This window comes from Truepera radiovictrix DSM 17093 (assembly GCF_000092425.1).
GTDB classification, from domain to species: Bacteria; Deinococcota; Deinococci; order Deinococcales; family Trueperaceae; genus Truepera; species Truepera radiovictrix.
In genome coordinates this window covers 1053578-1074878 of record NC_014221.1, presented here as the reverse complement: position 1 = coordinate 1074878, position 21301 = coordinate 1053578, and the positions used below count along the sequence as shown (strand labels likewise).

At 69.7% G+C, this 21301-nt stretch carries 19 protein-coding genes; 3 read left to right on the top strand and 16 right to left on the bottom strand.

The genetic code is table 11. The features are described 5' to 3' along the window. Positions 1-25 precede the first annotated feature (25 nt). The 7 genes from xylB (TRAD_RS04975) to TRAD_RS04945 form a co-directional block, all read right to left on the bottom strand. Positions 26-1471, bottom strand: a complete 1446-nt coding sequence (xylB, locus tag TRAD_RS04975; RefSeq protein ID WP_013177496.1) for a xylulokinase — start codon at positions 1469-1471, stop codon at positions 26-28. Beyond that, positions 1468-2010 (bottom strand): D-lyxose/D-mannose family sugar isomerase, encoded by a 543-nt coding sequence (locus TRAD_RS04970; protein WP_013177495.1) that lies wholly within the window; start codon positions 2008-2010, stop codon positions 1468-1470. Before TRAD_RS04970 ends, xylB (TRAD_RS04975) begins: the two co-directional genes overlap by 4 nt. Further along, complete coding sequence (xylB, locus tag TRAD_RS04965; RefSeq protein WP_013177494.1) at positions 2007-3491, bottom strand: xylulokinase; 1485 nt, start codon at positions 3489-3491, stop codon at positions 2007-2009. Before xylB (TRAD_RS04965) ends, TRAD_RS04970 begins: the two co-directional genes overlap by 4 nt. Before the next feature lie 3 nt (positions 3492-3494). Next, positions 3495-4463, bottom strand: a complete 969-nt coding sequence (locus TRAD_RS04960) for an ABC transporter permease subunit (RefSeq protein WP_013177493.1) — start codon at positions 4461-4463, stop codon at positions 3495-3497. Next, complete coding sequence (locus tag TRAD_RS04955) at positions 4460-5995, bottom strand: sugar ABC transporter ATP-binding protein (protein ID WP_013177492.1); 1536 nt, start codon at positions 5993-5995, stop codon at positions 4460-4462. The genes TRAD_RS04960 and TRAD_RS04955 overlap by 4 nt, the downstream gene beginning before the upstream one ends. 178 nt (positions 5996-6173) lie before the next feature. Then, complete coding sequence (locus tag TRAD_RS04950; RefSeq protein ID WP_049773176.1) at positions 6174-7064, bottom strand: ABC transporter substrate-binding protein; 891 nt, start codon at positions 7062-7064, stop codon at positions 6174-6176. A 181-nt stretch (positions 7065-7245) separates the two neighbouring features. Further along, positions 7246-7989, bottom strand: a complete 744-nt coding sequence (locus tag TRAD_RS04945) for a DeoR/GlpR family DNA-binding transcription regulator (protein WP_281054494.1) — start codon at positions 7987-7989, stop codon at positions 7246-7248. A 244-nt stretch (positions 7990-8233) separates the two neighbouring features. Between TRAD_RS04945 and TRAD_RS15115 the strand changes: the two genes are divergently transcribed. Then, a complete protein-coding gene (locus tag TRAD_RS15115) occupies positions 8234-8650 on the top strand; it encodes a PKD domain-containing protein (protein WP_013177489.1) in 417 nt (138 codons plus the stop codon). A gap of 87 nt (positions 8651-8737) precedes the next feature. Here the strand turns inward: TRAD_RS15115 and TRAD_RS04935 are convergent, their stop codons facing one another. Next, a complete protein-coding gene (locus TRAD_RS04935) occupies positions 8738-9787 on the bottom strand; it encodes a UDP-glucose--hexose-1-phosphate uridylyltransferase (protein WP_013177488.1) in 1050 nt (349 codons plus the stop codon). A 117-nt stretch (positions 9788-9904) separates the two neighbouring features. Between TRAD_RS04935 and ilvD the strand changes: the two genes are divergently transcribed. Together ilvD and TRAD_RS04920 are read left to right on the top strand one after the other, a co-directional pair. Next, entirely contained in the window at positions 9905-11596 is a 1692-nt protein-coding gene (ilvD, locus tag TRAD_RS04930; RefSeq protein ID WP_013177487.1) for a dihydroxy-acid dehydratase, read from the top strand. A 516-nt stretch (positions 11597-12112) separates the two neighbouring features. After that, entirely contained in the window at positions 12113-12388 is a 276-nt protein-coding gene (locus tag TRAD_RS04920) for an Rdx family protein (protein WP_013177485.1), read from the top strand. 3 nt (positions 12389-12391) lie between these two features. On the opposite strand, the gene TRAD_RS04915 is transcribed toward TRAD_RS04920, so the two are convergent. The 8 genes from TRAD_RS04915 to TRAD_RS04880 all read right to left on the bottom strand — a co-directional run bounded on the left by TRAD_RS04915 (position 12392) and on the right by TRAD_RS04880 (position 21239). After that, positions 12392-13246: a 4-(cytidine 5'-diphospho)-2-C-methyl-D-erythritol kinase gene (locus TRAD_RS04915; protein ID WP_221401664.1), complete on the bottom strand. Its 855-nt coding sequence runs from the start codon at positions 13244-13246 to the stop codon at positions 12392-12394. Beyond that, a complete protein-coding gene (gene ispD, locus TRAD_RS04910) occupies positions 13216-13881 on the bottom strand; it encodes a 2-C-methyl-D-erythritol 4-phosphate cytidylyltransferase (RefSeq protein ID WP_013177483.1) in 666 nt (221 codons plus the stop codon). The genes TRAD_RS04915 and ispD overlap by 31 nt, the downstream gene beginning before the upstream one ends. After that, positions 13878-14483 (bottom strand): UbiX family flavin prenyltransferase, encoded by a 606-nt coding sequence (locus tag TRAD_RS04905; protein ID WP_221401663.1) that lies wholly within the window; start codon positions 14481-14483, stop codon positions 13878-13880. Before TRAD_RS04905 ends, ispD begins: the two co-directional genes overlap by 4 nt. A 79-nt stretch (positions 14484-14562) precedes the next feature. Then, positions 14563-15138 (bottom strand): hypothetical protein, encoded by a 576-nt coding sequence (locus TRAD_RS15110; protein ID WP_013177481.1) that lies wholly within the window; start codon positions 15136-15138, stop codon positions 14563-14565. 79 nt (positions 15139-15217) lie between these two features. Continuing rightward, positions 15218-16282: a Kelch repeat-containing protein gene (locus tag TRAD_RS04895; protein ID WP_013177480.1), complete on the bottom strand. Its 1065-nt coding sequence runs from the start codon at positions 16280-16282 to the stop codon at positions 15218-15220. Between the two features lie 298 nt (positions 16283-16580). Next, complete coding sequence (locus TRAD_RS04890; RefSeq protein ID WP_185095200.1) at positions 16581-17954, bottom strand: O-antigen ligase family protein; 1374 nt, start codon at positions 17952-17954, stop codon at positions 16581-16583. Between the two features lie 435 nt (positions 17955-18389). Then, positions 18390-19757 carry a CHRD domain-containing protein gene (locus tag TRAD_RS15620; protein ID WP_013177478.1) on the bottom strand — a complete coding sequence of 456 codons (1368 nt, stop codon included), beginning with the start codon at positions 19755-19757 and terminating at the stop codon, positions 18390-18392. 237 nt (positions 19758-19994) lie between these two features. Beyond that, positions 19995-21239: an aspartate kinase gene (locus TRAD_RS04880; RefSeq protein WP_013177477.1), complete on the bottom strand. Its 1245-nt coding sequence runs from the start codon at positions 21237-21239 to the stop codon at positions 19995-19997. Between the last annotated feature and the right edge of the window lie 62 nt (positions 21240-21301).

Here is a 21301-nt window from a genome sequence, read left to right as displayed (position 1 = left end):
GGGTTGCCGTTCGAACCCTGTGGTTCTAATGTCCACTTCGGTAACGCCTCAGCGCCGCCTCGTAGGGCGCCGCCGACGCGGGCGTCACCTCGGCGGCCACCGCCGTACGCGCCAAGTCCGCCGCGTGCTCCACGCGCCCGACCCCCTGCCACGCGAGGAGCGCCGCGCCGTAGGCCGCCCCCTGGTTCTGCTCGGGTTTGGCTAGAGGCAGCTCCAGCACGTCGGCGACCATCTGCACCCACAGCTCGGACTTGGCGCCGCCGCCCGTGACGAGCGCCCGCTCTAGGGGGCTGAGCGGCCGGATGATGTCGTACGCGTCGCGGAGGCTAAAGGCGACCCCCTCGAGGAGCGCGCGCACCACGTCGGCGTGCCGCGTCGCCAAGCTTAGCCCCGTCCACGAGCCGCGCAGGTCGGGGTTCAGGTGCGGGGTGCGCTCGCCCGCCAGATAGGGTTTGAAGGTCACGCCGCTAGCGCCAGGGGGGCTCGAGGCGGCTTCGGCGACGAGCTCGCCAAAGGAGCGCTCCGGGCAGAAGGTCTTGCGGTACCACTCGAGGCTCCCCGCCGCCGCGAGCGTCACCCCGAGGAGGTGGTAACCGCCGTCGGCGTGGCAGAAGAGGTGCACGCGCCCCCCCGGGTCGGGCGTCGGGGCCTTAAGGGGCGCGAACACCACCCCGGAGGTGCCGAGGCTGACGCTGCCGAGCCTCGGCGTGCGGCTCGAGAGCCCGAGCCCCGTGGCCGCCGCGGCGTTGTCCCCGGCGCCCGCGACCACGGGCAACCCTTTCGGCAACCCCGTCCGCTCGGCGAGCGCGCCCCTGAGGCGTCCGACCACCGCGTGCGACGGGACGATGGGGGGGAAGAGGTCCGCGCTCAGACCGAGCGCGCCCAGCACCTCCTCGTCCCAGGTCTTCGTCTCCAGGTGAAAGCACCCCGTCCCCGAGGCGTCGGACGGTTCGGCGGCCCGTTCGCCCGAGAGCACGAAGCCGAGAAAATCCTTGGGCAAGAGCACGTGGCGCGTGCGCGCGAACGCCTCCGGTTCGGCGGCGCGGAGCCAGAGGAGTTTGGGGAGCTGAAACCCGGTGATGGCGGGGTTACCGGTGCGGGCGACGAGCGTCTCTTTGGGGACCGCCGCCTCGAGCTCGCGGACCGCCTCGCCCGTGCGCTGGTCGTTCCACAAAAGAGCGGGCCGCACGGGCTCCCCCGCCCCGTCCAGGGCGACCAGGCCGTGCATCTGCCCGGACAACCCGAGCGCGACGGGCGCCCCCGTCAGCTGCGCCGCGAGCTCGGCGAGCGCCGACAGGGAGGCGTCCACCCAGTCCTCCGGGCGCTGCTCCGTCCAGCCGGGCCGCGGGGTCAGCAAAGGGTAGGTGCGGGTCGCTTCGGCGACGAGCGCGCCGCGCTCGTCGACTGCGACCGCGCGCACGCCGCTCGTCCCGAGGTCGAGGCCGAGCGCGAGCGGCCTCTCCCCCGTCACGGCGTCACCTCCGGCAGGCGGCGGATCTCGGGGTCGGTAAAGCGGTCGAGCTCGTCGCGGCTGCGGGTCGAGAACTCGCTCACCACCGCCCCCTCCGGCCCCGCTTGAAACCAGTGCCAGGTGTCGGGCGCCAGCGTGTACTGCTCCCCTCGCGCCAACACCACCTCGTGAAACACCGTGTAGGTGCCTTGGCGCCCCTCGGGGGGGCGCGCCTTGGGCGCCTCCGTGGGCTCCCCCTCGACGTAGAGGTAGAGCGTCCCCCAGCGGACGCGAAAGGTCTCCTCTTTGCCGGGGTCGTCGCCCACGGGCGGGTGCTTGTGCTGCGGGCAGGTCTGGTGCGGGAGCAGCACGAGCTCCTTGGCGCAGACGCGCGCCGTGTTGACGTACGTGTGGAGCACAAGCCCCGTGGTCTCAAACTCGCCGAGCCCCAAGTCGGCGACCTCGAGCCCCGCCTTCTCGGCCTCGGTGAGGTAGATCCCGGCGCGCTCGAAGTAGGGCAGCGCCAGGTTGCGAAAGTGCTCCCATTCGGTTCGCTTCATCGCGTCTCCTTTAAGACAGTCTCATCAGCCGGCGGCCAGCCGCGCAGCCGCGGGTAGAGCGCCCGAAAGCGCGCGTAGGCCGCCTCGAGCCGCGCGTCTGGGGGGGCCGGCGTCACGACCTCACCGGCGGGCCCGGGCGGCGGCAGGGCGCTCACGTCCTCGTAAAGCCCCACCCCCAACCCCGCTAGGAGCGCCGCCCCGCGCGCCGACGCCGCCGGGACGGCGCTGGGGATAAGGGGCCGGCGCAGGGTGTCGGCTAGAAGCTGCCGCCACGCCGGCTGCGCGGCGCCGCCCCCCGCGAGCTTGAGCGGCGTCTCGGGGGGGAGCTCGAGCGCGACGAGCGCGTCGCGCAGGGCGAACGCGACCCCCTCGAAGGCGGCGCGCGCGAGGTGCTCCGGCGCGCTGTGGAGCGACAACCCGACCCAGCCGCCCCGCACGCTCGCGTCTAGGTGCGGGGTGCGCTCGCCGCTCAGGTAGGGCGCGAAGCTCACCCCGCCGCTCCCCGGCGGGGCGGCGAAGGCGAGCGCGACGAGGCGCTCCCACGACACCCCCAGCGCGCGCCGCGCCCACTCGAGCGCCAGCCCCGCGTTCTGCACCGCCCCGAGCGCGTAAAAAGGCGCGTGCGGGGGCGCTAATACGGTGCGGAAGAGGTGCACCCCGCGCGCCGCACGCCCCGCTGCCTCTTGCTCCACCACGAGGAGCTGTGCCCCCGTCCCGACCGTGAGCTGCGCCTCGCCCGCGCGCACGAGGCCGCTCCCTAGAGCGGCGCAGGCGGTGTCCGCGCCGCCGGCGACGACGCGCACCCCCGCGGGGAGGCCGAGCGCCGCTGCCGCCTCGGGGCGCAGCGTCCCGGCGGGGGCGCTCGAGGGCACCAAAGGCGGCAGCAGCGCCGGGTTGAGCCCCAAACGCTCGGCGGCCGCTATCAGCCACGCGTCCTCGCGAAGGGCGTAGAGGAGCGTCCCCGAGGCGTCCGAGGGCTCCGCCGCGGCCTCCCCCGTGAGGCGCAGCCGCAGCCAGTCCTTGGGTTGCAGCGCCCAGCGGGCGCGCGCCAACAGCCGCGGCTCATAGCGCCGCAGCCACAGCAGCGTCGGCCCCGCCATCCCCGCCGCGACGGGGTTCTCGAGCGCCGCGCAGAGCCCCCCCAAGAGCTCGCGGTAGGGCTCTAGAAGCGGCGCCGCGCGCGCGTCCGCCCAGAGCACCGCTGGCCGCAGCGGCACCCCCGCCGCGTCCGCGAGCACCACCCCGTGCATCTGCCCGGAGAGGCCGACCGCCGCCACGCTCCGCGCCGGCGGTGCGGCCGCCAAAGCCGCCCGCACCGCCGTCACGGTCGCTTGCCACCACGCTTCGGCGCCCGTCTCGGCCCACCCCGGGCGCGGCGCCGCTACCTCGTAGGGGGCCGACGCCGCGGCGAGCACGGCGCCCTCTGGCGTTAGCAGGAGCGCCTTGACCGAACCCGTCCCGAGGTCGATGCCTAAGAGCACGCGCTACGCGGCCCGGCGCGTGCGCAGCTTGTCGATAATTACCGCGACGATAATCACTAGCCCCTTGACGACGAGCTGCCAGAAAAACGACACGTTCATGAGCGTCAGGCCGTTGTTGAGCACGGCGATAATGAGCGCGCCGAAAAGCGTGCCGATGATCGTCCCGACCCCGCCGACGAAGCTCGTACCGCCCAAGATCACCGCGGCGATCGCGTCGAGCTCGTACCCCTGCCCGAGGTTGCCGTTGGCGCTATACAGACGCGCAGCGCTCATCACCCCACCGAGCCCCGACATCAGCCCGGAAAAGCCGTAGACGAAGAGGAGCACCAGACCGACCTTGATCCCCGTCAGGCGCGCGGCCTGCAGGTTCCCCCCGACCGCGTAGATGTGTACCCCCAAGACGGTGCGGCGCAGGATAAACCAGCTCATAGCGACCACAGCGAGCGCGATCACCACGAGCCACGGCAGCGGCCCCAAGTAGGCGTTGCCGATCCACGCAAAGGGGAGGTTGTTGTTAATCACCGTCGTTCCGTTTGCGAGCAAGTAGGCGAGGCCGCGCAGGCCGGTGTACGAACCGAGCGTGACGATAAAGGCGGGCAGCCCGACGTAGGCGACGAGCGCCCCGTTAAAGAGCCCCATCGCGAGCCCCGCCAAGAGGGTGACGGGCACCGCCGCCCAGCTCCACTCGGGCACCAGCGAGACGAGAACGCCGGCCACGGCGGTCGCCCCCAAGATCGAACCAACCGAGAGGTCGATGCCGCCCGTGAGGATGACGAAAGTCATCCCCGCAGCCAGCACGATGTTGATCGAGGCTTGGCGGACCACGTTCAGAAGGTTGTTGGCCGTTAAAAAGTTGGGCGTCAGCAGCGCGAAGAGCACGCAGATCACCAACAGCACGGGCAGAATGCCCAACCCCTGGACGAAATCCGAGACCACCTGGCGGCGGTTCGGTTTGGCGGTTGCGCCCGTCATGCGACCTCCGTCGCCCCGGTTGCAAGGGTCATGATCGCCTCCTGTGAAATCTCGCCCGCGCGCAGTTCACCCGCGAGCGCCCCCTCGCGCATCACGAGCACGCGGTCGCTCATCCCGATGATCTCGGGCAGCTCCGAGGAGATGAACAAGATCGCCACCCCGCGCGCGGCGAGCTCGTTCATGATGCGGTAGATCTCCCCTTTGGCGCCCACGTCGACCCCGCGCGTCGGCTCGTCTAAAAGCAGCACGCGCGGGCCGATCTCGAGCCAACGCGCGACCAAAAGCTTTTGCTGGTTGCCCCCCGAGAGGCTCAGGGCCTTTGTCGCCTGACTCGCCACCCGTACGTTCAGGTCGCCGATGGCCTTGGCGGTGCGCGCGCGCAGCGCGCGGAAGTTGAGCACCCCCGCCCGCCCGTCTTGGGCGAGCACGTTCATGGTGATGTTCTCCCGCGCCGAGAGCTCCAAAAACAGCCCCTGCTCCTTGCGGTTTTCGGGGACGTAGCCGATGCCGGCGCGCACCGCGTCCTCGGGGCTAGAGACGCGCACCGGCCGCCCCGACAGGTGCAGCTCGCCCGCCGACTTGGGGTCGGCGCCGAAGATGAGGCGCGCCAACTCCGTGCGCCCCGCGCCGACGAGCCCGGCGAGCCCTACGATCTCACCCGCGCGCAGCGCAAAGCTCGTCGGTTTGACCTTGCCGCCCGCGAGCCCACGCACCTCGAGCACCACCTCGGCGCGCCCCGTCGCGCGCTCGTGGCGGTAGAACTCCTTGAGCGGGCGCCCGACCATGAGCTGCACCAAGCGGCTCGAGGAGAGCTCGGCGCGCGCCAGCGTACCCACGTAGGCGCCGTCGCGCAGGACGCTCACGCGGTCGGCGAGCTCGTACACCTCGGCCATGCGGTGGCTGATATAGATGATCGCCAAGCCTTCGGCTTTGAGGCGGCGGATCACCGCGAACAAACGCTCCGTCTCCCGGTCCGAGAGCGCCGTGGTGGGTTCGTCCATGACCAGCACGCGGCTTTTGTGGAGGAGCGCGCGCGCGATCTCGACCTGCTGCTGCTCGGCGATCGACAGCTTGCCCGCGAGCGTCTGCGGCCCGAAACTCGCCGCGAGCGTGCGGAGCACCTCGCCGGCGCGCCGCTGCATCTCGGCGCGGCGCACGAGGGCGCCGCGCGCGAGCTCGCTGCCCATAAAGATGTTCTCGGCGACCGTCAGGTTAGGGGCTAAGTTGAGCTCTTGGTAGATCAACGTGACGCCGAGCCGCTTGGCGTCTTGCGGGCTGCGGATGCTCACACTCTGGCCGTCCAGCAAGATCTCCCCCGCGTCGGCCGTGTAGGCGCCCGCCAGGATCTTCATGAGGGTGCTCTTGCCGGCGCCGTTCTCGCCCATGAGGGCGTGGATCTCACCGGCGTAGACGCTCAAATCGACACCGTCGAGGGCTTTAACGCCGGGGAAGCGTTTGCTGACGCCGCGCATCTCGAGCACGGGGGCGCGCTCGCCCCCCCCCGCTACACCCTTTTGGCTGACCGCTACCATAGCCTACGCCTTTCGTACGGACTTACGTTACACACCTGTGTGGACGCGCAAGCGCGAGCCTGCAGAGGAGCACTCTGCAGGCTTCGGGGCGCCCATCCGCGCGGGCCCCCAAACCGCTCATATCGTCGCGCTGCGCGCCCTGGAGCTTCCACCCACTTACGCGCCGACCCCTATTCGCCTACTCGGTCGTCCATCCCTCGTAGGTGTCGAGGTTGTCGCGGGTGATCAGCTCCGTCGGGATAAGGATCGTCTCCTCCTCCGGCGCGTTGCCCTGCAGGATCTCGTAGCCGATCTCGACTGCGCGTTCAGCCATGGCGAAGGGGTCTTGCGCCGCGCTCGCGACGAACAGGCTGTTCTCGTCGGCGAGCGCCACCTCGGCGTCGGGCGCGCCGTCGACGCCGACGATAAAGAAGTCCGTGCGCTGCGCCTGGCGCGCGGCGAGGTCAGCCCCGATGCCGGTAGGGTCGTTGATGGCGAACACGGCGTCGATGTCCGGGAACGAGGTGAGCAGGTTGCTCATGACGTTGAGGCCGCCGTCGCGGCTCCCACCGGCGTTTTGGCTGTCCGACAAGATGGTGATGCCGGGGTGCTCGGCGAACACCGACTTGCACCCCTCGACGCGGTCGATCACCGCCGTCACCGGCGGACCGTTGATGATGACCACGTTGCCCTCGCCGCCGAGCCGGTCGACGATGTACTGACAGGCCTGCTCGCCCGCCTGCACGTTGTTCGAGGTCACCGTCGCGTCGACCCCCCCTTCGGCGCCGACGTCGACGGCGATCACCACGATGCCCGCCTCTTTGGCGCGGCGCACCGCCGGGGCAATGCCCTCGAAGTCGACGGCGTTGAGCAAGATGAGGTCGACCCCGGCAGCGATGAAGTTGTCGATCTGGCTCGTTTGGGTGTTGAGGTCGTAGTTGCCGGAGACCACCGTGACCTGAACGTTCTCGCCGCCGAGCTCGCGCGCTTTCGCGGTCGCGCCGGCGCCGATCTGCACGAAAAAGGGGTTGGCGAGGTCGCCGACGCTCACGCCGACGGAGGTGAGTTCTTGCGCCGAGGCCGCGCCCATCAGGGCGCCAGCGGCGAGTAGGGCGAGGGTCTGGTTGCGCACGGTAGGCCTCCTCGTGAGATTCACGTGTTTTGAGCGCTCACCCCTGGTGGAGTCGAGCACACTTAGCAGAGCGTTCGCGTAGGGTGGGGACGAAAGGCGCGGGCCAAGCCAGCGCCACGGCCTTGCACCAAGGCTGCCTTCATGGCGGCACAAAGACCTCCACCCCGGCACCTTCTAGTGAGCGCCGCGCCTCTTCGGGGAGACCCGCGTCGCTCACCACCGCCTGCAGCTCGCCGAGCGCGGCAAAGCGGATCATCGCTTGGCGGCTCCACTTGCTCGAGTCCACCACCAGCGCGTTGTAGCGTGAACGCCGTAGCACCGCGCGCTTGATCTCGACCTCGAGCAGGCTGCTACAGGTGAGTCCGAACTTGGGGTGCACCCCCTGCGCCGACACGAAGGCGCGGTCAAACGAAAACTGCTCGATGGCCGACACCGTCATCGGCCCGGTAGCGGCGTACGTCCTGCCGATCACCTCGCCGCCGAGTTGGATAACGGTGACGCCCGGCTGCCCCGCAAGCTCCGCCGCGATATTCACGGCGTGCGTCAGGACGTGAAGCCCTTTTAGCGAACGGTCTTTGCAGGCCCGCGCGACCTCCATGCAGGTCGTCCCCGCGTCCAGAAAGAGCGTTTCACCATCCCGCACGAGCGCAGCGGCGCGCGCCCCGACCTGCTGCTTGGCCGCGGGTTGCCGCCGCGACCGCTGACCGTAAGGGGGGATCTCGGCGCCGGGCGCCGCTTGAGCGCCGCCGTGCACGCGCCGCAGCAGACCGCGGCGCTCTAAGTCGGCGAGGTCGCGCCGAATCGTCATTTCGGACACTCCCAAAGCCTGTGCGATCGCCGCCGTTGTAATCACGCCCTCCTCGCCCAATCTGTCGAGTATCACTCGGTGGCGCTCCGCCGCCAGCACCTCTCCCCCCTCGCATGAGCGCGTCCAGTGGCGCTTGCGACGACCCTGGGCTAGGCCCTCTTAAGCGCGCCGCCCAACTCTCACGGTGTCTATAAGCTAAACACACCCCCTTGTCTTTATGCAAGTTGGGGTCGCGCGCTTGCACTGTGCTTGCCCCGAGGCCAGATGCCAAAGCACCACTTGCAGCCCTACGCGGTAAGCTGAGTAGAAGGAGCTAGTGATGGTAAGACCACGTGACACGTCACGCGCGCACGGGGCGCGCCGTGCCCCCGAGAGCGCGGCGCGGGGGCGGTACATCTTGGGGGCGGCGATCGCCACCGCGCTCTTGGGGGCGTGCCAGCGCACCCCACCCCCCGAGCCCGAGCCGATCAACCTGCGACCCGAGGTCAACCTCGTCGCCCTCCCCGACATCGGCCCCGCCCCCCTAGAGGTCGAACTCCGCGCCAACGCCACCGACCCGGAGGGGGCGCCGCTCACCTACTTGTGGGTGATCGAAGGTCGCAGCTTTACGGGGGGACCCGTCGAGCGGCACACCTTCGAGAACCCAGGTGAATACCTCGTCGAGGTGACCGTCTCCGACGGCGAGCTCGACGCTTTTGACGAAGTCACCGTCATCGTCGAGGAAGACGGCCTTTAAATTAAACCTCAAGTGTCATTCAACGCGGTCACGGCCAGGCTCGTAGCCCGTGACCAGCCGCAGGCCCCGCGCCCCTGACCCCGCCGGCTACCGCGCGCGGTAGTGCCTCTCAGGCAGCTCGCGCAGCCGCGCGGCCGCCGCCTCGGCCGAGAGGTCGCGCTGCGCCTCGGCGAGCCACTCGTACGAGGCGACGAACTTCTGCACGCTGGCCGAGCGCAACAGCGGCGGGTAGAAGTGCGCGTGCAGCTGCCAGTGGCGCACGTCTTCGTCGTAGCCTGCCCCCGTCGGCGCCCCGTGCCACCCCGAGAGGTAGGGAAACGAGGTCTCAAAGAGGTTGTCGAAGCGCACGAGCATCCGCTTCAAAATGTCGGCGAGCGCGCCCCGCTCCTCGTCCGTCAGGTCGGTCAAACGGAGCACGTGGCGCTTGGGGAGGACGAGCGTCTCAAAGGGCCAGTACGCCCAGAAGGGTACGACCACCAGCCAGTGCGCGTTTTCGACCACGGCCCGCTCCCCGCCGCGCTCGAGCGCCGCGTAGTCCACCAAGAGCGGCCGGCCGTGCGCCTCCCAGTAACGGCGCTGCTGCGCGTCCTCGGCGCGCGCCTCGTTGGGCAAGAAGTCGCTCGCCCAGATCTGGCCGTGCGGGTGCGGGTTCGACGCCCCCACGATGGCCCCCTTGGATTCGAAGATCTGCACCCAGCGGTAACGCTCACCCAACTCCCCGAGCTGCTCCACCCACAGCGCGACCACCTCGCACAGCGCCGCGTGGTCCATCTCCGCTAGCGTCAGGTCGTGACGCGGCGAAAAGCAGATCACGCGGCTTTCACCGCGGACGGGCTCCCACTGCAAGATAGGATCCCCCGTAGGGGGTTCTAACGCGGGCGGGTCGGGCAGCAGCGCTGCGAAGTCGTTGACGAAGACGAACGTGCTCTCGTAGGGCGGGTTGCGGACGCCGCCCGCGCGCGCGTTTCCGGGGCAGAGGTAGCACGTCGGGTCATAGGTGGGGCGCGTCTCGCGCACTGGCGCCTCGACCTTGCCCTGCCACGGGCGCTGCGTGCGGTGTGGGGAGACGAGCACGTACCTGCCCGTGAGCGCATTGAGGCGGCGATGGGGGACGTTGGGGGGGGTGGCGCGGTCCATGGGGTTATCCTACTGCCGCCGCGCGGGCCCCCTCTAGCTTTCGCCGCGCAGGGGGGCTCCGGTAAACTGGAACCTTAAACGCTGCGCCCCAGCGCGCGGCTTACCCCCGGAGGCCCCATGACCGTTACCCCCCAAAAGCCCCTGAACCGCCGTAGCCGCGTCGTCACCGAAGGGATCGAGCGCGCCCCCAACCGCGCGATGCTGCGCGCCGTGGGGTTTTCCGACGACGACTTCACCAAACCCATCATCGCGGTCGCCAACGGTCACTCGACGATCACCCCGTGTAACGCCGGCTTGGGCGACCTCACCGAGGCGGCCGTAGCGGCCATTCGCCGCGCCGGCGGAATGCCTCAGACGTTCGGCACCATCACCGTCTCAGACGGTATCTCGATGGGCACCGAAGGGATGAAGTGCTCGCTCGTCTCCCGCGAGGTGATCGCCGACGCCATCGAAACCGTCTGCCGGGGGCAGAGTATGGACGGGCTCTTGGCGGTCGGCGGCTGCGACAAGAACATGCCGGGCGCGATGATCGCCATGGCGCGCCTCGACATCCCGGCGGTGTTCGTCTACGGGGGGACCATCAAACCGGGCCACTACCAGGGCCAAGACCTGACCATCGTGAGCACCTTTGAAGCGGTCGGCGAATACAACGCGGGGCGCATCCCGTTAGAGACCTTTCGCGAGATCGAGCGCCGCGCCTGTCCCGGCAAGGGCTCGTGCGGCGGGATGTACACCGCCAACACCATGAGTAGCGCCTTTGAAGCCATGGGCATGAGCCTCCCCTACTCCTCGACCATGGCCGCCGAGGACGCCGAAAAAGCCGAGAGCGCCGCCCAGAGCGGCGAGGCGCTGCTCAAGCTCATCGCACGCGACCTCACCCCGCGCCAGATCCTGACCAAGGAGGCGTTTGAAAACGCCATCACCGTGGTGATGGCCGTCGGCGGCTCCACGAACGCCGTGCTGCACCTTCTGGCGATCGCGCACACGGCGGGGGTTGAACTCACCTTGGACGACTTCGAGCGTATCCGCGAACGCACCCCGCACATCGCCGACATGAAACCGGCGGGCAAGTACGTCGCCACCGATCTGCACCGCGTCGGCGGTATTCCGCTCGTCATGAAGATGCTCCTAGAGGCGGGTCTGCTGCACGGCGACTGCCTGACGGTCACGGGCCAGACGGTCGCCGAAAACCTCGCCGACGTCCCCGCGACCCCGCCCGAAGGTCAAGACGTGGTGCTGCCTTTAAGCGCCCCCAAGTACCCCCAGGGGCACCTCGCCGTGCTACGCGGCAACCTGGCGCCGGAAGGCTCGGTCGCCAAGATCAGCGGCCTTAAAAGCACCACCATCACCGGCCCCGCGCGCGTCTTCGACTCCGAAGAGGCGTGTATGGCGGCCATCATGGGCGACCGCATCCGCGCGGGCGATGTGCTCGTCATCCGCTACGAAGGCCCCAAGGGCGGCCCCGGCATGCGCGAGATGCTCTCGCCGACCTCGGCGATCATCGGCAAGGGGTTGGGCGACGCGGTCGCGCTCATCACCGACGGCCGCTTCTCCGGCGGCACCTACGGGTTGGTCGTCGGGCACGTCGCCCCCGAAGCCCAGGTCGGCGGGCCCTTGGCGCTCGTCGAGGAGGGCGACCTCATCACCATCGACGCCCCCAAGAGGCTTTTAGAGCTCCACGTCAGCGACGAGGAGCTGGCGCGCCGCCGCGCAGCGTGGCAGGCGCCCCCCATCAAGTACCAGCGCGGCGTGCTCGCCAAGTACGCGAAGCTGGTCTCGAGCGCCTCTCGGGGGGCGGTGACGGACTAACTGACGGACTAAGGTGGTGAGCGGCGCCTCGACTTGGAAAAGCCACCTTGTGGAGGTTGTATGACAGGTAACAGACCTGCCCCCCGACTCACCGCCGTCTTTCAAAAGGTTCAAGCGGGCTGTGTCACTTTCGTCGCGGAACTGCCAGGCGCGCACACCCAAGGTGCGACTTTGGAAGCAGCCAGGACGAAGCTACAGAAAGCCGTCGCGCTCGTTTTGGAAGCTAACCGCCTCCTCGCAGAGGAAAAGCTCGAGGCTTTCGCGCTGTCTGCCTGACGCCTCGTGACCTCATCGAGTATCTGGAAACGCAAGGCTGCGAACGTTTGCGCGAAGGGAGCAGCTGCGCCGTCTACGTCAACCGTAAAGCAGGCGGAAGCTCCGCGGTACCGAGGCACCGCGAGGTCTAACGACTTGCTGACCTGTAAAATCTGTCGAGATCTCGCGGTTCCAGAGCCCTAAGCGTCCTATGTACTGCAAGAAGAAGCCATCCCGCTCAGAAAGCTCTACGGTAGTGTGATGCACCCTCGCGTCGAAATCCTCTTCTGCATGCAGTGCCGCTGGTTTCTGCGGGCCGGTTGGTACGCCCAGGAGCTGCTGAGCACCTTTGGGGGCGACCTCGGCGAGGTCGCACTCGTCCCGGGCACCGGCGGCGTCTTTCAGGTGCGCGTCGATGGCACGCTCGTGTGGGACCGCAAGGCGCAAGGCGGCTTTCCCGAGGCGAAGGAGCTCAAGCAGCTCGTGCGCGACCGCATCGACCCCGAGCGCGACCTGGGGCACGCCGACCGCCCGTAGCGCTTAGCCGGTCTTGGCGGCGCGCACCCACCACGCCGGATGGGCGCGCGCGAGGTCGGCGGCGGCGCGCGCCGCCGCCGCCGCGCTCGTAGCGAGGCCAAAACACGTCGAACCCGACCCCGACATCCGCACGCCTCGTAGCCCTGCCCCCCGAAGCGCCGCGAGCACCTCCCCGACGACCGGCACACGCGCGATGACGCCGGGCTCGAGGTCGTTGGGGTAGTCCGGCTCGTAGCGCGCCAACCCCGCTACCAGTGCGGGGACGTCGAGCGGGCCGCCGTAACGCGCGACGTAGCCGTAGGCGTCGCGGGCGCTCACCGCCACGCCGGGGTTCGCGAGCACCAGGTGCAGCGGGGGGAGCTCGAGCGGCGTCAGCACCTCGCCGCGCCCCGTCGCGCGCGCCGCCGGCAGGTCGCGGGCGAAAAAGGGCACGTCCGAGCCGAGCGCGGCGGCGAGCGCAGCGAGGTCGACCGCGGCGGGGCGCAACTGCGCGAGCGCCCGCAGCGTCGCGCCCGCGTCCGACGAACCGCCCCCGAGCCCAGCGGCGGCGGGGAGGTGTTTGACGAGGGTGAGGTCGACCCCGCACGCGCTCGAGCACGCCCCCAGATAGGCTTCCGCGGCGCGGTAGACGAGGTTCTCCTCCGGCGGAATGCCGAGCTCCGCACCCGCGACGCGCAGCCGCACCCCCGGCGCGCCCAGAGCGACGGTGAGCTGGTCGCCGAGGTCGAGGCGAACCATCACGGTGTCGATCTCGTGAAAACCGTCGCCGCGCCGCCCCAGGAGCGAGAGCCCGAGGTTGACCTTGGCGTGGGCGGTGAGCTGCACCGTCACTTCGGCCCGCTCAAGCGGGCGTCCCACAAGGGGGCGAGCGCGCGGGCGAGCTCGAGGTCGGCGGGGGTGGTGACCTTAAAGAGCCAGCTGCTCCCCTCGACGAGCGCGACGGGGTGCCCGAGGGCGCGGACCAACGCGGCGTCGTCGGTGGCCTCGAGCGCCCGCTCTCTGGCGCGCTCGTGAGCGGCCAAGAGGAGCTCGCGGCGAAAGCCCTGCGGCGTCTGCACCGCCCGCAGCGGGGCGCGGTCGACGACCCGCCCCGAGGCGGCCTCGATGAGCGAGTCGGCGACGGCGGTCACCACCGAGGCGGCGCCGTGCGCCCTCACCGCCGCGACGACGCGCTCGATCACGGCCGCCTCCAGGAAAGGCCGCGCTGCGTCGTGAACGAGCACGACCTCGGCCTGCGCGGCCCGCAGGAGGTTGTAGACGCTCTCCTGCCGCGTCGCGCCACCGCACACCACGCGGGCGCGCCCCGAAAGCTCCTCTTCGGCGCGCGCGCTTAGCGCCGGGGCGACCCCCACCCACACCTCGTCGACGCACCCCTCAAAGGCCGCCACGGCGCGGCTGAGAAGGCTCTCCCCCGCGAGCGTCACCCACGCTTTGGGGCCCTGCCCCAAGCGCACCCCCGACCCGGCGGCGGGGATGAGCGCGGCGACGCTCACGCCCCCTCCTTCCAGCGCGGCGCGTGGTCGTTGTCGACCCCGAGGAGGTCGAGCGCGCGCGCCGTGACCGTGGCGACGAGCTCGCCAATGGTCTGCGGCCGGTGGTAGAACCCGGGCGACGCGGGCAAGACGGCGGCGCCCGCGTCGTGCGCCAGGAGCATGTTCTGGAGCATGGGGCGCGAAAAGGGCGCTTCGCGCACCACCAGGACCAGCGGCCTACGCTCCTTGAGCGTCACGTGCGCAGCCCTCGAGACCAGGTTGTCGGTCAGGCCCTGGGCGACCTTGGCGAGCGTCCCCGCGCTGCACGGCACGATCACCATCCCCGCGGCGCGAAAGGAGCCCGAGGCGACCGGCGCGCCGAGGTCGCGGTCTTTGTGCACGACGTCCGCGAGCCCCTCGAGGTCGTGGAGCGTCTCCGAGAGTTCGGTGGGGATCACCTGCTTGGCCCCACCCGTGACGATGAGGTGCGTCTCGACCGGCAAGGGCCGCAGCGTCCGGAGGAGGTCGAGCGCGTAGAGCATCCCGCTGCCACCCGACACGCCTACGACGATGCGTTTGCGGGTGCGCGTGCGTTTTTGTGGCGGCGCAGCTGTCTCGGGCACGCCGCTTACCATACCGCAGTCGCCGCTCCCCGGGGGCGCTTCGCGCGGCGAGCTTACCGCAAGCGTTCCGTGCCGCTCGTCAAAAAGCGCCGACGAAGGGGAGCCCCAACCCGACGCGCACCCGCGGGCTAAAGCGACCCGAAGCGATCTCCTCGCCCTGCCGCCAAACGTAGTCGCTCCCCGCTTCGGCAAAGGCGCTCGCGAGCGGAAAGCCGAGCGCGCCTAGGCGGAACTCGGCGCCAGCCACCCCACCGACCCCCCAGAACGCGCCGGGCGCCTCCTCGAATAGCAGCGCGGAGTTAACCAGGCGGTAACGCGGCCCCGCACCGGCGTAGAGGGCGGCGGTCGCGCGCGCCAGCGCCCCCCCTGCCGACGCGCGCAGCGTGTAGGTGAGGTCGGCAAAGGCGTCTACATTGAGTTCGCGCTGCACAAGGAGCGGTACGGGGTAGAGCGAGCCGCCGACCCGAAAACCCACGCGCGGCCCGAACAGGTTTTCGTCGCCGAGCTGCAGGCTGAGTGGCACGCGGGAGACCGCGCCCAGTAGCGGCGAGGCACCGAGGTCCTGAGCGCGGGCGCCCCCGCCCCACGCAGCGGCCAGAAGCAGCGCGAGGGTGAAACAAAGGGCGCGGAGAGCGAGGGGGCGAGTCAGGGTCATCTATCCTCCGGTAGGGCGTAGGGGACGCAGCTACACCAAGCGGTGGTGCGGGGCCAAGCTCTGCCCCGAGGTGTCGTGCTCAAGGTGTCGCGCTCAGCTCGCCGCGCAGGGTGCGCGTGCTTAAGTCCGAGCCGCCCGTGACGATCAACGCGTCCCCGATCACGCCCCCCAAAAGCGAGTGCTCGGCGCTCGGAAAGGGCGTCGTCGCGCTCCAGCGGTCGGCCGCAGGGTCGTAGACGAGAACCGCATCGGACGACCTAAAGCGCACGACCTCCCCCCCGACGAGGTAGATCTTACCCCCGTACACGAGCGCCGTATTGCCGGCGTGGCTTACCCCATGAGGGAGGCTCGCGACCTGCTGCCAGCGGTCCGGCTGCGCGGGGTCCCACACGTGCACGTCGCGCTGGGTCACGAGCGTTTCGTTGTGGCCGTGTTGACCGCCGATGGCGTAGATTTTGCCGTCTAATACAACGGCTGCCAAGTGGTTGCGAGGGTTCGGCAAGGGCGCCGCGACCTGCCACACGCCGCCCCCCCGCTCGACGTCATCTAACGACAGCGTCCAGTGGTCACCGACCGAGCTGTAGCGGTCGGTGCCGGTGCCGCCGAAAAAGTGCAGCGTGCGCCCGACGAGCTCGAGCGCCCCCGCACCGCGCGGCTGCGGCAGATCCGGCAGCGCCGACCAGGTCTCGGTCACGGTGTCAAAGCGCCACACCTCGGCAATGGCGTCGAACTTGGCGAGCACGCGCGGATCCGTAGCGCCGACCACCCCCCCAGCGAAGTAGATGTAGCGCTCGTCGCTCGTGACGCCCGCGTGCGTGAGCGGGCGGGGCGCGTCCGGCAGCGCCGTCCAGGTGTCCGTCTGCGGGTCGTAGGCGTGGAGGCTATAGTCGCGAGGAATGATCGAGGCGTCGGTGTACCCACCTACGACGTAGAGCCTGTCGCCGACGACGGCGCTCTGCGCCTCGAAGCGCCCGATCGGCGCGGGGGCAGCTGGCGACCAGGTGATCGTCGCGGCGGGTGAAGCGGGCACCTCGGGGGGGGTGTGGGCCGCTTGCTGGCTGCACGCGGTGAGCAAAAGCGCAAAACCCACGGCAAGTGCGCGCGCACGGATCGGGGCGGCGGACTGAACATAGGACCTAGACATAGTGCACCTCAAAACGTCGTGGGGGGTGAGCATCGACCACAGCGACCTACGGGAGAAGCGACGAGCCCGGTACAAGTCACCTCGAGCCACCAAAGGCTTATGGGCACTGCGGCCAGACAGACGACCTGCGTGCACCCAAGCCCCCACCGGTCGCCGGCGGGGTCGACCCCGCGGAGTCTATCACGGGGCTCTGCAACCCCACGCCTCGTGGGGTTACCCGAGCATGCCGGACCTGGACATGCCAACCCAAGCATGCCAGCCCAAGTTAAGAGGCGCTTAAGAACTATGGCAACGAGGCTTATGAACCGCCGGTGTGCTCGGGCGCAGCCGGGCGCGGCTCGAGGCTCCCCAACCCCAACCCCAAAAGCCCCCACACGAGCGGGTCGACGTTGGGGGTGGCAAACCACGCCATACCGTAGAGCAGATAGGTCAGGAGCGCGAGCGCCGTAGCGAGCGCGAGCGGGGTGCGCTCGCGCCACAGCGCGCGCAGCGACGCGGCAACAAACCCCAAAAACAGCAGCGCGACGGGGACGCCGCTCGCAAAGGCGATGTCGAGCAGGTAGTTGTGCACCCGGTAGGGGTCGAGCGACTGCAGCACGAGCCCCGCGTCCTCACCGCGGTAGAGGACCAGGCGCCCGATCCGCAACGAGGTCTCGGCGGTCTCGCGCGGTAAAAACTCGGTGACCATCTCACGCGCCTCCTCGGGGGAGGCGAAAAACCAGGCGGCGTTGCCGAAGCTATCGATGCCGTAGCCGCTAAGCGGGCGCTGCGCGATCCCCCGCAGCCCGACCTGCCAGAAGATCAGGCGGTGGCTCGTCGCCGGGTCTCGTCCCTGCACCGCGCTGCCGAGGCGGTCGAGGCGCGCCTGGGCGTGAGAGGAGGTGAGTAGCGGCAAGGCGCCGGCGATGAGCATCACCGCGCCCAGCAGCAGCAGGTAGCGCGAACGCCCCCGCGCGCGCACCCAGTAGACGCCGAGCGCCGAGAGCGTCAGGACGGCCGCGAGCACCCCCGCGCGCCCGCCGGTCGCGACGAGCGCGGCGGTCAGGAGGGCGACGAGCAGCACATCAAAGGGGCGCAGACGGTTTTGCAGCAGCCGCCAAGTGACCCAGAACACGAGCACCACCGCGAGAAAGGCCGCGACGTAACCCTGATGCCCCAGAGTCGCCTGCACGTTGATACCGACCCGTGCGGTGTCGTCAAAGAGGCGCATGGGGTGAACGCCGTAGGCTTCCGCGAGCGCCCAGAGCCCCGCCGCGAGCGCCCCGGCGGCCAGCAGGTGCAGCGGCAGCGCGGGCTTTAGCGCCCGGCTCGAAAAGACCCCGGCCGCCAACACGGCGAGCGCGTACCAGGCGCTCTCGAGCAACCCGAAGAGGATGCTCTCGTAGCGGCTGCTGACGAGCGGCAGCGACAACCCCAACGAGGAGGGGTTTAAAAAGCTGACGACCGTCGAACCGAAGAGAAACAGGGCGAGCCACAAGTAAGGGGCCCGTAGGGGCGAACCCGAACGCAGCGGCCGAAATTGCCCCGAGCGCCAGCGCTTAAGGCATAACCAAGCCCCCAGCCCCCAGAGGACGACGAACACCGCGAGTTTGGGGAGGAGCACCTCGGCAAAGCCGTTTTCAGGAAACGTGATGAGCGTCGGCGGCACCGCTTCGAGCAGGGCCTTGGGCATCGTGACGAGCGGAAAGAGGACGAAGAGAAGGACCCAAAAGGCGAGATAGGCGCCCCGCTTAGGCTCTCGCCGCACCCGCGGCGCAGGCGGGGCGGTCGGGGGGGCTGCTGCACGTCGCCACGGCTCGAGGCGCTCTCGGGGCCGCTCGCCGTGGGTCATCCGCCGACACCACCCGTGGTGCTCGTCGCGTCCTCAGGGGTTGGAGGTGTAAGGTCTCGCTTCGTCACGCGGCGTCTCCCGAGCCCAATCTTACAGCGCTTACACACGTACATGCAGCTCCAGAGCACCCTCTTCGGCGCAAAGAGCGCTCGGCACCCCCGCAGCACCGACGTCAAGCACCACCCCTCGTATCAAGACGTCCGGGTCAGAAGGCAAATCCCAAAAAAGCAGCGCCGAAGCGCTGCTCTACGTGTCTACGTAGCCTCACGCCGCGCGTTACAACCCTTCGTCCGGCAAATTCACCTCTAGAGGCACGATCTGGCCGCGCAGCTCGCCGCCGGGATAGGTCTCGGTGTGGAGGTTGACGTAAAAGCCTTCGCTCAAAAGCGTCGCGACCTGCTCCTCGGTCAGGGTCGCTTCGCCGGAGATGGTGCCGCTCGTCGGTTCGTCGCCGGACTCGAGGGTGAGGGGGAAGGCGATGGGGCCGTTTTCACCGGCGGGCGCCTCGTGGATGTGTACGGGCGTCGCCTCGGGGCCCTCACCGATGGGGAGCGGCGCACTGCTTAGGCCCTCGAAAGTCCCCTCGGCCGTGAGGGTGAGCGTCTGCGGGTCGAGCGTCAAGGTGACCGTACCCGTACCGTCGCTGTCGACGCTGTCATAAGGCAGGTCGTCGGTGAGCACCACGTTGTCGCTGCTGAGTTCGGCGGCGAACGTCGTCTGCCCGATGGGCCGCGCCGCTACGGGGAGCAGTTGGCCGCGGAGCTCCCCGGCGGTGTAGGTCTCACTCAACACGTTGACGTAGGTTAAACCGCTGACGACGTACCCGAAGGTCTCGGGGGTGAGCTCGAACTCCCCGCTGAGCGTCGCGGGCTCCTCCTGCGCGTCGCCGCTCACGCTCAAGGGGAAGAGGACGGGGGCGTTTTCCGCCGCGGTAGCGGGGCCACTCAGGTGCGCCGGGCTCTCCCCGGTCGCCAAGAGCGGGCTGCTCAGCCCCGAGAACTCGCCCGTCAGTGAGAGCGTGGGGGTCTCGGCGCTCACGTCGAGCGTGGCGGTCACCGAACCGGTCGCGTCGCTGTCGACGGCCTCGTAGCCGACATCGGGGGGGACCACGACGTTGTCGCTACTTAGCTCTGCGGAAAAGTCGCTCGCCGGTGGCAAGAGCACCGCGTCGATGGCGTGAACGACGCCGTTGTCCGCCTCCAGGTCGGTCTGCGTCACGGTGGCGACCGCGTTCAGCGCGACGCCCCCGTCATCGCCGATCGTCACCCCGATGGGCGCACCCTGCACCGTGGTCTGAAAGCTGTCGCCAGCCCCCGCAAGGGCTTCGGCGCGAACTTCAGCCCCCAGCACGTGGTAGCTCAGCACCTCGCCAAGCGCGTCGGGGTCGGCGAGCAGTCCCGCCAGCACCCCCTCGGGCAGCGCGGCAAAAGCCGCGTCGGTAGGGGCGAAAACCGTAAAGGGCCCCTCACCGGCGAGGGTGTCGCCGAGCCCAGCGGCGCTGACGGCCTCGAGCAGGGTCGAGAAGCCCTCCGCCTCGAGCACGTCAGCGACCGTCGTGGGGGTCGGCTCGGGCGTGACCGGTTCGCGGCCACAAGCTGCGAGCACCGCGCCGAGCGCGGCGAGCGCCAACCATCGTGTGTTCATGCGCACTCCTCTCCGTCGCCCTCTTACGCGGCGGCCCCTGGTGGCTCGTGGCTCGCCCCGAGCGCTTGGCGCGGCTGTAGACCAGCCGGGCGGCAAAACGGGCACAGCAAAGAGGGCATAGGTGTCGCTCCGTAGCCTGCGACGCGAGGCGCGAGGTAACCATAACCCCCCATACAATAGGGCGCTTACGCTTCTCATCTTGGGCGCCCCCCAGGGCCTCTTGGCGTGCCGGGGACGTCAGGCGAGCACGTCGGGGTCGCGCTCGAGCCCGAACGCGCGGTGCACCGCGTGGAGCGCCTCGACGGCCTTAGCGGCCTCGATCACCACCGAGATGCGCACCTCACTTGTAGCGATCATCTCGATGTTGGCACCGACCTCGGCGACGGCGCGAAACATCGTGGCGGCGACCCCCGGGGTCGACCCGACGGCGATGCCGACGACCGAGAGCTTGGCGATGTCGCGGTCCGCTCGCACCTCGCCACCGATCTCGGCGAGCACCGGTCGCACCGCCTCCAGGGCGTCCTCGACGACGTCTTGGTTGACCGTAAAGGCCATCTGCTGCCGCGACCCGTCCCCGGGTACCCCCTGAATGATCGTGTCGGCGCTGATGCCCGCCGCCCCCAGAGCGCCAAACACCTTGGCGGCCACCCCCGGCGTGTCGGGCACCCCCAAGAGATCGATGCGCGCGTGGTTGCGGTCGAGGGCGACGCCGGTCACCGGTCTGTCTGTCTTCACACCTGCCTCCTTGTCAAACCGAGCGACCAAGGTGCCCGGGTTGTACGAAAACGACGAACGCACGTGGATCGTCACGCCGTAGCGCCGCGCGTACCAGACGCTGCGCGGATGGAGCACCTTGGCGCCCAGCGAGGCGAGCTCGAGCATCTCGTCGTAGTCGATGCGCTCGAGCTTGCTGGCGCGCGGCACGAGGTGGGGGTCGGTGGTGTAGACCCCTTCGGTGTCGGTGTAGATCTCGCACTCGCGCGCGCCCAGAGCGGCGGCGACGGCGACGGCGGTCGTGTCGGAGCCGCCGCGGCCCAAGGTGGTGATCATCCCCGTCGCATCGACCCCCTGAAAACCGGCGATGACGACGACGTCGTCGTGCTCCAACGCGGCAAGAAGCCGCTCCGGGTTGACCTCGAGGATGCGGGCGCCGCCGCTCGCGCTGTCGGTCAAAAACCCCGCCTGCTGCCCCGTAAAGGAGCGCGCGCGCACCCCGAGCGTGTGGAGCGCCATCGTAAGGAGCGCGATCGACTGCTGCTCGCCGGTCGCCATCAGCATATCGAGTTCGCGCCGGTCGGGGCGCGCGGTGATCTCCTTGGCGAGCGAGACGAGCGCGTCGGTGGTGCGCCCCATCGCCGAGACCGTCACCGCGACCTTGTCCCCCGCCTCGACGGCGCGAGCGACGCGCGAGGCGACCTTGCGGATGCGGTCGAGGTCGCCTACGCTGGTGCCCCCATACTTTTGCACGACGATTTTAGACATAGAACTCCTCTGTGCGGGCTCCGCTGCGCCACCCGTCCGGCAGCGCCCACGCCCTAGCGCGT